The sequence below is a fragment of the Clostridium luticellarii genome (genome assembly GCF_002995845.1).
Classification (GTDB): domain Bacteria; phylum Bacillota; class Clostridia; order Clostridiales; family Clostridiaceae; genus Clostridium_B; species Clostridium_B luticellarii.
In genome coordinates this window covers 61,559-76,342 of record NZ_PVXP01000006.1, presented here as the reverse complement: position 1 = coordinate 76,342, position 14,784 = coordinate 61,559, and the positions used below count along the sequence as shown (strand labels likewise).

At 34.6% G+C, this 14,784-nt stretch carries 11 protein-coding genes; 1 reads left to right on the top strand and 10 read right to left on the bottom strand.

Annotated elements, in window-relative coordinates; genetic code table 11:
* Window position 1 precedes the first annotated feature (1 nt).
* The 10 genes from murJ to CLLU_RS03820 form a co-directional block, all read right to left on the bottom strand.
* Window positions 2-1,540, bottom strand: coding sequence for a murein biosynthesis integral membrane protein MurJ (gene murJ / locus CLLU_RS03865; protein WP_106008257.1), 1,539 nt, complete (start codon window positions 1,538-1,540; stop codon window positions 2-4).
* A 69-nt stretch (window positions 1,541-1,609) separates the two neighbouring features.
* Window positions 1,610-2,590 carry an acyltransferase family protein gene (locus CLLU_RS03860; RefSeq protein WP_106008278.1) on the bottom strand — a complete coding sequence of 327 codons (981 nt, stop codon included), beginning with the start codon at window positions 2,588-2,590 and terminating at the stop codon, window positions 1,610-1,612.
* A 30-nt stretch (window positions 2,591-2,620) separates the two neighbouring features.
* Window positions 2,621-3,910 carry an O-antigen polymerase gene (locus CLLU_RS03855; RefSeq protein ID WP_106008256.1) on the bottom strand — a complete coding sequence of 430 codons (1,290 nt, stop codon included), beginning with the start codon at window positions 3,908-3,910 and terminating at the stop codon, window positions 2,621-2,623.
* Between the two features lie 15 nt (window positions 3,911-3,925).
* Window positions 3,926-4,933 carry a glycosyltransferase family 2 protein gene (locus CLLU_RS03850; RefSeq protein ID WP_106008255.1) on the bottom strand — a complete coding sequence of 336 codons (1,008 nt, stop codon included), beginning with the start codon at window positions 4,931-4,933 and terminating at the stop codon, window positions 3,926-3,928.
* 27 nt (window positions 4,934-4,960) lie between these two features.
* Entirely contained in the window at window positions 4,961-6,073 is a 1,113-nt protein-coding gene (locus CLLU_RS03845) for a glycosyltransferase (RefSeq protein WP_106008254.1), read from the bottom strand.
* A gap of 7 nt (window positions 6,074-6,080) precedes the next feature.
* Window positions 6,081-7,262 carry a glycosyltransferase gene (locus CLLU_RS03840; protein WP_106008253.1) on the bottom strand — a complete coding sequence of 394 codons (1,182 nt, stop codon included), beginning with the start codon at window positions 7,260-7,262 and terminating at the stop codon, window positions 6,081-6,083.
* Between the two features lie 4 nt (window positions 7,263-7,266).
* Entirely contained in the window at window positions 7,267-9,117 is a 1,851-nt protein-coding gene (locus tag CLLU_RS03835; protein WP_106008252.1) for a polysaccharide biosynthesis protein, read from the bottom strand.
* 132 nt (window positions 9,118-9,249) lie between these two features.
* Window positions 9,250-10,158 carry a UTP--glucose-1-phosphate uridylyltransferase GalU gene (galU, locus tag CLLU_RS03830; RefSeq protein WP_106008277.1) on the bottom strand — a complete coding sequence of 303 codons (909 nt, stop codon included), beginning with the start codon at window positions 10,156-10,158 and terminating at the stop codon, window positions 9,250-9,252.
* A gap of 35 nt (window positions 10,159-10,193) precedes the next feature.
* Window positions 10,194-11,288 (bottom strand): tetratricopeptide repeat protein, encoded by a 1,095-nt coding sequence (locus tag CLLU_RS03825; protein WP_106008251.1) that lies wholly within the window; start codon window positions 11,286-11,288, stop codon window positions 10,194-10,196.
* Window positions 11,289-11,316: 28 nt separating this feature from the next.
* A complete protein-coding gene (locus tag CLLU_RS03820; protein ID WP_106008250.1) occupies window positions 11,317-13,041 on the bottom strand; it encodes a phospho-sugar mutase in 1,725 nt (574 codons plus the stop codon).
* 255 nt (window positions 13,042-13,296) lie between these two features.
* On the opposite strand from CLLU_RS03820, the gene CLLU_RS03815 reads away from it, so the two are divergent.
* Complete coding sequence (locus CLLU_RS03815) at window positions 13,297-14,757, top strand: aminotransferase class I/II-fold pyridoxal phosphate-dependent enzyme (RefSeq protein ID WP_106008249.1); 1,461 nt, start codon at window positions 13,297-13,299, stop codon at window positions 14,755-14,757.
* The last annotated feature ends 27 nt before the right edge of the window (window positions 14,758-14,784 follow it).

Here is a 14,784-nt window from a genome sequence, read left to right as displayed (position 1 = left end):
TCTATCTTTTAAATTTTCTTTTAATTATATCTATTATATTTGTAAGTTCCTTCACCTTTAAAATCAGCAGCATCAAGGTATAGACTCCTACTGCAGCAATTATGCAAATAATTATTATAATCAATTGTCCCTTGAAACCTGTCATAAAGTTACTCAAAAAATCATCTATAAAGAATATACACAGTCCCATGACAGATGCTGCACCCATTATCTTGCTTCCCACCACAAACATGTTGAAGCCATTTACGCTCCCCACTTTATTCCTGAGATCCTTCACAAGAAGTACACAGCTTACAAAGGCAGATATGGTGGTGGCAAGGGTTAGCCCGCCTATGCCCATTTTTTTCACAAGTACAATGCTCATCACTATGTTTACCCCTACACCTATGGCTCCATTTATCATAGGTGTGGTAGTATCCTGCAGAGCGTAAAAAGATCTGTTGAATACATCCCTTATGCCCCAGAACACCAGGCCTGAGACCAGGAAAAAAAGAGCTTCTGCTGTCATATCCACTGCAGTTCTATTAAAAGCACCATGCATAAAAAGCACACTTATTATGGGAATTCTAAGTACCAAAAGCCCTATAACAGCTGGAATAACTATGATATTTATGTTATTCACTGCAGAACTTATATGGTATTTGAATTCATCAAAATTTTTAACGCTTCCGTCTCTGGAAAGTGATGGAAAAATTACTGTGACTATGGCGGAGGCAAAGGTAAAATATACAAGCATATTGAGTTTATTGGCATAATCAAGTGCCACTATACTTCCAATTGCAAGACCTCCAGCCATTCTTTTCTGGACAACTTCATTGACCTGATTTACACCTGTTCCAATAATGACCGGTGCAATCAGTGACAGCATCTTTTTTATCTTAGGCTCCTTGAAATCTATTTTAAAACTGTACTTGTATCTGTTTTTTACAAGCCAGGGAATCTGTATTACTATCTGCAGTCCATTTCCAAGCATAGTGGCCATTGTGAGTCCTATTATCCCATAATGAGTTCCTGTCAATATATACAATATTATAGGTATGTTCATCACTATACCCACTAATGCAGGAGCCGTAAAATCATCCAGAGTTTGAAGTATTGCAGTGTAACCGCTGTTCAAACTCAAAAAAAGTATATTTATCATGCTTATTTTTGTCAAAAAAACAGTTAAATTATATCGTTCCCCTGTAAAATTAGCAATTACATTTACAATATCATCGGTAAATATCCATCCCAATACACATAAAAATAGAGATATGATCATCAAAATATTCATTATGTAATTGGCAAACTTAAACATTTCCTCTCTGCCATTTTTACTGTAGCACTCACTGAGTATTGGAATAAAGGTTGTAGTAATGGCAAGGCCAAATAAATTAAACATGATATTCGGTATTGTAAGGGACATGGTATATGCATCCGAATTGACGGAAGCTCCAAAAGCACTTGCAATAAGTACATCTCTTACAAAACCCATGACCCTGCTTACCATTGAAATGACCATCACTACTCCGGCAGACTTTACAAGTTTATCACTCTTCATGTTTTCCTCCAAAATAATTAACCGCACTTACCTTAAGTATTTTATCACTAATTAATTTCATATACAATTTCATTTACGGCCCAAAAATATTTTTCCCAGTACAGGTACTTTGTCAAATATCCATTTGGACATCAATATTGGCATAAATCCTATAAAAAGCATTATCATTATTACAATATCATAGTCAAGTTTAAACATCTGATAGAATAGAACTCTGGCTCCCGTTTGAAAGAACCAGGATAGTAGATATATATCGTAACTGTATTTACCCAATTTTTTAAACAGCTCTCCAGTTGAAGAATTGACTATGAGTTGTGATATGAGCAAAAATATGCTGCTGCCTAAAAGTGCTGTAAGCAGATTATAATAAGGATATACTTCTTTCCCCACATTAAATCTATTTAAAGTCACAAGAACTACCGAAAATATCATGATAATCACGTACTTATTTTTAATATTTTTCCACCTGTCGTAAGTGCTTCTCAAATATATGCCAAAGAAAAAATAAAATAGGTAGTGCACTATACCATATACATAAAACAATCCTATCTGCTTTGTAAAAATCAGATTCAAAAACAAAGTCAATAGCAATGCTGCTGTAACTGGAAGCTTGTTAAATAAAGGTGCCGCTGCAAATATAAAAAACAGTGTATATATAAACCAAAAATATTGTATTGGAATGTCCAGCGGATAAAGCAGTATATTGGTTATAAGATCATTTAGGTTCACAGGTCTTGCAGCAAAATTGTTCATATACAATTTTATGGGAACTGCCACCAATGACACTGCAAAATATGGAACCATCAGTCTCTTTAATTTTTTACATATGTATGAGCCATAATTCTTTAAATTTTCTATTTCATATATTTTATAGGCAAAAAAACCTGATATAATGAAGAAAAACGGCATGTGAAATGAATATATAAGTTTATATATATATTCATAAAAGTCACTGTTGTTGAACTGTGAATCAGGAAAAGAATGTCCTAGAACTACTAGAAATATGCCTATTCCTCTGGCTATATCCATATCTTTATAGTACTTTTTCATCATCTTGTACCTCCCCCGGGAATCAAAATATTACAGCTCCTTTGGAAGCAGATAAGCTAAAACAAGACCGAGCCCAAGGCCATTTGTGAGCAGTGTAGTGAGTATGGGGCCATTAAACAGTGCCATTATTCCTCCGAAGAGAACCGTGCCCACCAAGAAAATATTCTTATTTTCTACAGATTTAATAATTATCATTATAAAATAGAGAAGTATTGAAAATAAAATTACCCCGGCAATACCGAAATTCATGTAGGCATCCCCGTACCAGGTTACATTAAGCCTCATATCAGGTCTTCCATAATACACCGTTGCCATGTAAAAATTAGGATCCATATTATATATATTCTTGAAAAAGTTACCAAATATGCTCTGGGATAAAAGCATTTTAGGATACATCCAGAAAAAATCATAATATTCCAGGGCTATAAGAGAAGGCCATAGAAATATTCTTATTATCACAAGAAGATATATGGATAATCTTTTTAAATAAAGGGCGGCAAGTCCAAGCACTACAGCAAGCGCTGTCATTTTTTCCACAAAACTCCTCTTTATGCCATATTTCAATACCATTCCGAAAAAAGGAGCCATGAGTAATACCGCAAATTGACTTTTATATGCTGCGTATCCATATAAAACAAGCTGCAATACAATAGGTATTATCACAAATTTATACTTTTTCTTATATATGAAATAAGCCAGTATAAAAGGATTTACTATATTTCCAAGCCATTGAACAAAATAATCTACAAATCTTCCAGCCTGCTCTCTGTAGTCCAGTCTCACCGCATATACATTTTGAAAAGCCTCCAGTATTTTAGTTGGAAATCCCAATTTATATATTAAATAGGAGTAACCAATTATCATAAAACCCACTACACATATCCAAAAAGTTCTGGGACTTATAGATATCTGTGGTATTTCAAGATCCATCTTGCTTACTATAATCACTCCAATTACAGCAACTGCAGTTATGGTATATATAAATACTTCTGAATTTTTACTTTCCCCAAGACCGCTCATTGTATAGACCACTAAAAGCGGAGTAATGCTGAGCAGCAAAAACAAGAGCCAATACAGGCTGGTAAGACCCTTTATTCTATTTGGAAGTAAAAATACGGCAGTATAAACTACTGCTATTACCAGGGGAAGCATAATAAGTGCTCTTTTTAAAATCCCCGAATTTATTACAAAATTAAAAGACTTGTAATATTTAATGGAACATATGTATCCCAGGATCAATCCTGCTATTATAAGCAGGTACAGTACAGCAGACAAAATCTTTCCACCTTTGCCCTGTCTGTCATAAATTTCATCTATCATCAAGCGACCTCCTATTCACCGGTTATTCTTTCTTCTGCTGAAAATTGATTTGAAAAATCCGCATATGGTTCCTATTCCATAAGTTATATGTAATAAAAGAAACAGTATAAACATACAGGGTATATATTTGATTCCATTTTTTACCGCTATTCTTACACATTCTGTCATATCCACCGCAAAATAACTTGCCAGAGCTAAAATCTCTATAATTCTGCTTATAAAAAACAGCTTATAAGTTATTCCAAATACAAATATGGTAATAAAAAATGCAAGTGGAATCAGATGTCTTATTCTGACTATCTCCCTGTTGCTCACAAGAGATCCTCCTATGGCCTCTCCATTCTTAAAATTTTGGGAAATAACTTCTTTTATACTGCTTCTGGGTTTATAATAGGATATTATATCTTTGCTCTGATATATCCTGTACCCTGCCCTTAATATTCTGTTGTTCAAATCATTATCTTCACTTCTGGAGAGACTCTCATTATAAAAACCTATCTCATCAAATATCCATCTCCAGAATGCACCATTCCATACAGTATCCACAAACCCCTCGTAATCCTTCTGCCTGAACTTGGCAACACCTATTCCAAATTTACTCTCATGTAAAAATACTATGCAATTTTCTATATATGACTCTGATGTCAATAGATATGTAGGCCCCCCTACATTCACAACTTTTTGTGATTTCACCTTGTTCAATGTATTTACACATTGACTTACATAATCTTTATCATAAACTGCATGTGCATCAACTCTTACAACTATATCTCCCCTTGCCATCTCTATACCTTTGTTGAGGGCTGCAGCTTGAACCTTCTTTACATTGTCTACAAGCATTACTTTTTCATTTTTAAACTTTTCTATTATACTTCTAGTAGCATCTGTAGACATGCCATCTAGTATCAATATTTCAATAATATTTCCATAAGTCTGATTCATTATGGATTTGAGACATTTTTCTATATGCATTTCCTCATTATATACTGGAATTATTATTGAAACAGAATTCTCGTTACACATATAAATCTCCTCTTGAACTTTCATCAATTACTTATCGTATATTTTACCCAATTTGGGCTCATTGGCTTCCCAAAAATAATTATTTTTCATTCTCCTCATATTGTCAATTATCTTTTCCTTTTCCCTCGGATTTTCTACAAGTCTCCCTATTACATTCTCCAATTCTTTTCTAAGATTGCTTCCTCCTACTGCATATCCAAAATTATTCTTACTCACTTCAAAACCAAACTCAGTTGCAATGTTTGCAATAATTGGAGTTTCAGTTATTATGCTCTCAAAGAATTTATTTGGCATGGATACAGCTGCTGTATTTCCAGGATAAAAGGCATAAGTAATATCAGTGCTGCTGTATAGTTTTTCAAGTTCACTTATGTGGTATACTCCCCGTATATATACATTTGAAAACTTTTTTGAATATTCAGCAAGTTGTTTGGAATATATTCCTCTGCCGCAGATTACAATTTGCACATATTCACTGTATTTCTGCGAGGCATCAATAAGGGCCTTCATTTCATCATAATATCTTACCGAACCTATAAAACCAATTCTAAGCTTAGTGCTGGGCACCTTCTCTATGTTTTTAAAAAGATTTTTATAGGGCGCATTATTTATCACATAAATATTTCTACTTATTTTACTGTAAATCTGCTTCATTTTAGGGGTAACAACTATGTGGGTATCTACTTTTTTCAGCATATGCTTTTCCATTATAATAATGGCATTGTAAATAAATTTGTTTATAAAACCCTTTCTATTGTAAAAATACATGTAAAAAAGATCATGTTCATCATATGTAAGCTTCAATCCAAGTTTTTTATTTAAACCCACTCCTATAAAAAGTCCGTCAAAATCATGGCAGTGCAGTGCTTCAAAATCCTTATTCCTCAAATAATCATAGACTTCCCTTTTAAATTTTAAAAACTTGAAAATCTGCCTGTAACCTGAACCATACTGGGCTTCTCCAAAGAATCTCACTATTTTTATACCATTTAAGTTTTCTTCAGGTTTATCTATATATGTTCCATCCCTATCCCAGCATAAAATAGTGATTTTATGTCCAAGCTTAGTAAGGGATTTTGCCTCCTTGTAGACTCTAGGATCAGGATCAAAACCATTTGTAAGCAGCATAGCAATATTCAAAATTCTCTCACCTCATAATTTCATCGTATATATCAATAGTTTTCTGTGCATTTCTAAGCCAGGTAAATTCTCTCAGTACAGCATTCTCTCCATTTAGGCCAATTTGTCTGGCCTCTTTTCTATGACTTAGTATATAATCAATGGTATTTGCCAAATCATCTACATCATGAGGTTTAACAAGAAAGCCATTTTTTCTGTCTTTAATTACATCTTCTATACCCTGTCCCTTAATACCTACAACAGGTATTCCGCTGTTCATTGCCTCTATATACACTATTCCAAAACCCTCCTGCCAGCTGGGGAGAGAGAATACATCACATTTTGAAGACATATATTTTATCACTTCTGAATGGGGTAATTCTCCCAGGAAAATCACATTTTCACTTAAGTTCAATTCAAATGCAAGTCTTTTTAAATTTTTACTTTCCTCTCCGGCTCCAATTATATAATACCTGATATCAGGATACTTTTTTACAAGTTTCGATAGTGCTCTTATATTCAGATCTATGCCCTTTGTCTTTATTAAAGCAGACACACTGAGCATTACATATTGTCCTTCTAACTCAATTTGTTCATCTATTACATATTCCTCCGGATTAATTCCATTATTTATGACCACAGTTTTATCCAGAAGATATTTTTCTCTTATTACGTTCCTCAGTTTATTGCTGACAGTTATTATCTTATCCGCATATTTCAGTACCCTGAATACATTTTTTCTGCACATGGCATTTTTCTTTATAGTATATTGGAAATCCTGTCCATGAATCGTCACTACCAGGGGCACCCTATATTTCTTGTCAAGAAGCATACTAGCAAATCCAACAGGTATTGCGGTATGTGCATGTATAACATTGAACTTAAAATTTCTATGAAGTCTGCCTACAATTCTCCTTATGCCCAGATACATAAAAAAACCCGAATTCTGTAGAAAAATTCCCCTTGGGAATTCAAAATACCTGGGATAAAAAACTTCTACACCATCCAGCACCGCTTTATCCGGTATTTGAAGGTAGGCTTTATATTTTTTTATTACACCTAAAAAAGCTGGGACATAAGGCACCGGGCATACCACTTTTACATTGCATCCCTCACCTATAAGTTTTTGAACCTGTTTATGAACAAAAATACCCAAGACACTCTTAAAAGGTGAAGGATACATATGTGAAATAACTAGTACATTCTTCATGGTCTTATTCATCCTTTTGATATTTTTTTCTTTTATAAGTTGGTACTTTCTCCTCTATGAGTTTAATTATCTGTTCTTTATCACCATTTACTACTTTTTTAAAATCTTCTATAGATTTTTCTACAAAATTTATATCTATTTTATTGGGTTTTTCCACAAATATTTTATCATGTTCTGTGGAAGTCAGGGCTACTTCATTCATAAGCAGTTCCTCATACAACTTTTCTCCCGGCCTTAATCCGGTATATTTTATTTTTATATCCACTCCTGGTTCATATCCGGATAAAGTTATAAGATCCTTGGCTAAATCCACTATCTTCACAGGCTTACCCATATCCAACACAAAAATTTCTCCTCCATGTGCTATAGCCCCTGCCTGAATTACAAGCTGAGCAGCTTCAGGTATTGTCATAAAAAATCTATTTATTTCAGGATGAGTCACTGTAACGGGACCTCCATGTGCTATCTGCTTTTTAAAAAGTGGAATTACGGAGCCATTACTTCCAAGTACATTTCCGAATCTTACAGCCACATATTCAGTTTTGCTGGCCTCATCAAAAGCCTGCACCATAATCTCACAAAATCTTTTAGAAGCTCCCATAACATTTGTCGGATTAACAGCCTTATCCGTGCTTATCTGTACAAATTTCTCTACATTAAATTTATTACAGCATTTAAGTACATTATATGTTCCTATAATGTTATTTTTAACTGCCTCTGCAGGATTGTTCTCCATAAGTGGAACATGCTTGTGGGCAGCCGCATGAAAAACCACCTGTGGTCTGTATTTCTCAAATATGTCTGTAAGTCTATCCACATCTCTTATGGAACCTATAATTATTTTCTTATTCAATTTAGGATACTTGTAATTTAATTCCATCTGTACGTCATAAACATTATTTTCATATATATCAAATATCAAAAGCAATTTCGGTTCAAATCTGGCTATCTGCCTGCACAGCTCGGATCCAATGGAACCTCCTCCACCGGTCACAACTATAACCTTACCTTTTATGTATCTGTTTATATTTTCATTATTTAACTTTACCTCTTCCCTTCCCAGCAGATCTTCAATGTTCACATCCCTGAGCTTCGAAATACTCACATTTCCATCTATCATTTCATATATTCCCGGTAAAGTTTTGAGCTTGCATTTTGTGGTCTTGCATATGTTTATAATTTTTCTCTTGGTTTTAATATCTGCAGAAGGCATTGCTATTATTATTTCTTCTATGTTGGCCTCCCTGCATATTCTCTGAATCTGATCCCTTCCGCCCAGAACCTTTATTCCATTTATCAGTTTTTTCTTTTTAGACCTGTCATCGTCTATGAGCCCTATTATATTGTAATTAAAATTTTTATGCTTTTTTATTTCCCTTATAAGCATGGCTGAGGCATCCCCAGCCCCTACTATAAGAAGTCTTTTGTCCTTACTGCTTTTATATTCTCCCTTACTGTCCTCAGACAATCTATATATAAATCTTATTCCCCCCAGCGCAAGCACCGACAATATCCAAAAAATTATATGCACCGTATACGGGAATCTGTAATACCTATTTTCAAGAAACTTATAATTTATAAGATAACTGTAAATTATAAATATAAGGTTTGCCAGTGACACAGAATACACAATGGAAACAAGCTCCTCCACGGAGGCATATTTCCATATACTGTTGTATAGATTGAATATTTTATTGAATATCAAAGTTATAACCACCACGGGAATAATTGATAATTTCAAAAATATCATATATTCCGGTGGTATACTAAAATCAAACCTGAGTAATAGAGCAAAATAGAGCGAAATTATTAGAAAAAATATATCGTATACTATAAGTTTTTTATCTTTCTGCATTTAAACACTTCCTAGAGATCATTGTAGAAATTTTGTATAAAAACTCTCTTTATCTATTTTACATCATAAGTAAAATTATTCAACATATTTTTTAATTCCTCATTTTTATACATTTTGTATTATATCCATAAGTTATTTTTTTTCAACTAATTTATCATGTACATTTTTAAAAAGTTCCTGTTCTTTTAGATCTAAAAGATATTTCATAAAAGGCATTTTCAACTCTTCCCTTTTCAGCGCATACTCCACTGTAGCCTGAAGGAACCCGAGCTTGTCACCTACATCATATCTTCTTCCCTCAAAGGTATATGCATACATAGCTTCATTTTTGGCAAGTGTTCTGAGGGCATCTGTAAGCTGAATTTCTCCACCTTTTCCCGGAGTGGTATTATCCAGTATTTCAAATATGGACGGAGTTATTATATACCTGCCAAGTATGGCTATATTTGACGGAGCCTCTTTCACTTTAGGCTTTTCTATTAAATCCTTAACCTTATATACTCTATTTTCTATGTACATGCCCTTGACTATTCCATATTTATAAACTTCATTTTTGTCTACTTCCTGCACTCCTATAATTGAAGTCTTATACTCATCATAGCAGTCTATAAGCTGTTTTAGACAGGGAACTTTGCTGTCTACCACATCATCCCCCAGCATTACCGCAAAAGGCTGATTTCCCACAAAAGTTTTAGCACAGCTTATGGCATGCCCCAGTCCCCTGGGTTCTTTCTGCCTTATATAATAAATATCTGCCATGTTGGATATATCCTGTACCATCTTCAGAAGATCATCCTTGCCTTTGCTGTTTAATTCTTTTTCCAACTCAACTGACTTATCAAAGTGATCTTCTATAGCTCTCTTATTTCTTCCTGTTATTATAAGTATTTCCTCTATTCCAGAAGCCACTGCCTCTTCTATAATATACTGTATAGTTGGTTTATCCACTATGGGCAGCATTTCCTTAGGCTGTGCCTTGGTAGCAGGTAAAAATCTGGTTCCAAGCCCTGCTGCCGGTATTATAGCTTTTTTTACATTCATTTTACAGCATCCCTTCCATAATTCACTTATAAAATTCATTTCAAATCAGGCATATTTTTTACCATATTCTCCAATTGAACTACCACCTCATCTTTGGGGTCTATTTTTTTTGCAATTTGAATATGGATTTTTGCATTCTTCAAGTCTCCTGAATTCAAATAGCACATTACAAGATTTGTGCATATCTCTACAGATTTTGTAACTTCAAAAGCCTTTCTCAAATAAGCTACAGCAGTCTCATATTTTCCAAGGGAAGCATAATTGATTCCCATTTCATTTACAATCTCCACTATACTACTGTCTATATTCAACGCTTCATTCAGATAATAAATTGCCTTTTCATAGTTTTCAAGCATCCTATAGGCAATAGCTATATAATAATACAAAAGAGCATTATCTCCCCAGGTATCCATAAGAGGTATCAAAAGCTTCAGAGCTTTCAGAGGATCCACCGGGTCATTTTCTAAAAGCTCTTTTCCTCTATCGTAATTTACAATGGATATGAGCCACTGTTTTAAATCTGTTACCTCCAGGGTCTCTTCTCCCCCTTTTTCTATATAGGTGTTTATACAAAACAGCGCCCTTTCGTAATCTCCGCTTTCCCTCTTCAAAATGGATTCATAAAAATATGGAAGTGCATAGTCCTCTTTGAGTTCAGCTTTCTCCAGAATGTTCAATTCCTCTTCTCTATATACATGGTTTTTCTTTCTGATTTCATCCGCCATAATTATGAGTTTGTCATATATCTCCACGGTATCTTCCAAAATAGATAATCCCTTTAAAATTATATAAGCATCCTCATAATTCTTATCTTTAATATTCTTTGCAATTACACCTTTTATAAACTTATTATTGTCCTGGCTGCTTTTCAGGATATTTTTATACTTCCCGGCAAATTTAAAGTTTTCATCTGCTCCCAGTACATAGTACATTCCCTCAATGAAATATCCTACAGGTATCTCATCCATATTTTTTTTCAATTTTACATTATCCACTATATACTTGGTATTTACAGGTAGATATATATTTTCAGGCAGACTTGCTTCAAATATCTTTTCAACATTTTTCTTCTCCACCTCTAAAAATAGAAGTCCAGACAATTTTTCTGCAAAATATGATTTTATATCCATAAACTATATCACCTACACCATTATATCATCAGTTTGCATTCCTAATTACATTCATGACATTCTTTTCAAATGTTTCCATTTTTTCTTGAGAATCTTGACTACTACTGCCTATTACGGAAAGATATATTTTTATCTTGGGCTCCGTACCCGAAGGTCTGACTACAAACCAGGATTTATCCTCCATAACAAATTTAAGTACGTTTGATTTAGGCAGTTCTATAATTTTTTCACTTATATTGACCAAATCTTTTTCCACGCTCAATTTATAATCCAGTTTCTTGATTATTTTCACATTACCCAATGTTCTCTTCATGGAATGTCTCAGGCAGTGAAGTATTGTCTCAATTTCCTCATGCCCCTTTTTGCCTTTCAATTCTATGGAAATCAACTTTTCCCTGTAAAATCCATACTTTTTGTAAAGATCCATCAAAGCCTCATAGAGACTCTTTCCTGCCATCTTATAGTACAAAGTCATTTCACATACCAGAGTTGAGGCGATTACAGCATCTTTGTCTCTTACAAAATCTCCGGCCAGATAACCGTAGCTTTCTTCAAAACCAAATATATATTTTTTATCACCCTTCTCTTCAAATTCCTTTATCTTCTCCCCTATATATTTAAATCCGGTAAGTACATCTATAACATTCACATCATAATCTTTTGCTATGGCAGCTGCCATTTCCGAGGTAACTATGGTCTTCACTATCCGGCCATTTTCAGGCAGCTTGTGAAATTCTTTCAAAGAAGAAAGAATATAATGGGTTAAAAGCACTCCCACCTGATTGCCTGTAAGCACCCTGTACTCCCCATGACTATCTTTTACCACTACTCCAAGTCTGTCACAATCCGGATCTGTTCCAAATATTATATCCGGTTTTATATTCTTTGCCATATCCAGAGCAAGGTGAAATACCTTGGGATCCTCAGGATTTGGATATGCTGCAGTAGGAAAGTTTCCATCTGGCTTTTCCTGTTCCTTCACCACAAATACATTTTCATATCCAAGTTCTTTTAAAGTTCTCCTAACCGGAATATTTCCAGTACCGTGAAGCGGCGTATATATCACTTTTAAATCTCTGGCATGAGAACCTACAAGTTCTTTTCTTATAACCAGATTTTTTACCTTTTCTATATAAGATGTATCCAGTTCATCTTCTATCATGTTGAGAAGTTTTTTATTTTCTGCCTCTTTCATATCAATATGCTTTATCTTTGAAAAATCATCAATATTTTCTATACTGGATAATATTTCATTTGCAGAAGCATCCGTTATCTGTCCTCCATCTTCTCCGTATACCTTATAGCCATTGTACTGTTTTGGATTATGTGATGCAGTTATAACAATACCCGCTTTACAATTTAACGTCCTCACTGCATAGGAAAGCATAGGGGTGGGATGAAGTGTTTTAAAAAGATTGACCTTGATTCCATTGGCACATAGATTGCATGCTGCAGTCTGAGCAAATTCCCTGGACATTATTCTGCAGTCGTAGGCTATTGCCACAGAAATATCTTTTTTATATTTATTTATAAGATATTGAGACAAACCTTCTGTAGCCTTTCCCACAGTGTATACATTCATTCTATTTGTGCCCAGGCCTATTATTCCTCTAAGGCCTCCTGTGCCAAATTCCAGGTCTTTATAAAATCTATCTTCTATTTCCCTTTCATCATCTATATTTTTTAACTCCAATTTTTCTTTCTCATCTATATAAGGTGAGTTCAGCCAATATTCATATTTTTCTCTATACATACCAATTTCCCCCTATATGCAATATTTAACAAGTTCTATTATACTATAAAAAATGATTAAAAACACCGGGGACATAATATTTTTACTGCAGCTTTACTTTCTGTCCATAATTTATTCTATAAAATTTACAACCATATTGTTGAATTTATAAATCAATTAACATATAATTATATTAGTTTTTATTAATAATCTAGTCCAACCCTTTAATTTCAAGGATTAAAGGGATATTTTTATGAAGGAAGGTGCTTTATCAAGTTGTATAGATTAGATCAAAATGAAACACCGTTATTTGACGCATTGATGGAATATGTGAACAGGAAAACCATACCTTTCCATGTTCCCGGTCATAAAAAAGGTGTTGGAGCAGATATTGAGTTTAAAAAATTCATGGGCGAAAATCCTTTTAAGATTGACGTGACCGTATTTAAGCTAGTAGATAGTCTTCATCATCCCAATGGCCCGATAAAAAGGGCTCAACAATTGGCTGCTGATGCCTATGGCTCGGATGCCGCTTTTTTTTCAATTCAAGGTACATCCGGAGCCATACAGGCAATGATTATGTCTGTAGTAACTTCTGGAGATAAACTTATAATTCCCAGAAATGTCCATAAATCCGTTACTGCGGGAATTATACTAAGCGGCGCGATACCTGTATACATGCAGCCTGCCCTGGATAAGACCGTAGGCATAGCACATGGTGTTACTCCTGAAACTGTGGAAAAAACTCTCATGGAAAACCCTGATGCAAAAGCAGTTTTAATTATAAATCCCACTTATTATGGAGTAGCTGCAGATATAAAAAAAATTGCGGATATTGTGCATAATTATGATATCCCATTAATTGTAGACGAAGCCCATGGACCTCACCTTGGTTTTAATGACAATCTGCCAATCTCATCTATACAAGCTGGCGCAGATATGTGTTCTCAAAGCACACATAAGATAATTGGTGCTTTGACCCAGTGTTCACTGCTCCACGTCAATTCAAAATACATTGATGTAGGCAGAGTGCAGCAGGTATTATCACTTATTCAAACCACTTCACCTTCATACATTCTGATGGCTTCCTTAGACTGCGCCAGAAGGCAAATAGCCCTTCACGGAAAAGAACTTTTGGATAAGTCCATCGAACTGGCAAATTATGCCCGATATGAAATAAACAATATTCCGGGCTTTTACTGCTTCGGTGAAGAGATACTGGGAAATGAAGGTGTATTCTCCCTGGATCCCACCAAGATAACCATAACCTGCAGGGAGCTGGGAATCACCGGATATGATCTGGATATGATCTTATCAAATAAATACCATATTCAGATGGAACTGTCAGACATATACAATGTCCTGGCTGTAGGTTCCTTTGGAGATACCAGGGAAAACATGGACTCTCTAATAAATGCTTTAAAAGAAATAAGCAGTGAATACTACGGCAGCGGCAGCAAAAAATCAGATTTTCTGGATATACCCGATATACCGAGACAGTTAAAGATACCCCGGGCAGCTTTCAACGCCCATAAGGTTCCGGTACTTTTAAAAAACAGCGTAGGCATGATAAGCGGCGAATTTTTAATGGCATATCCTCCAGGAATACCTATACTCTGCCCTGGCGAAGAGATAACAAGAGAAATTGTAGACTATGTACAGGAGTTGAAAGATACCGGACTATACGTACAGGGTACGGAAGATCCAGAAGTGGAATATATAAAGGTGGTAAAATGAATTTTTTAGGTATATAAGGTATTTTAT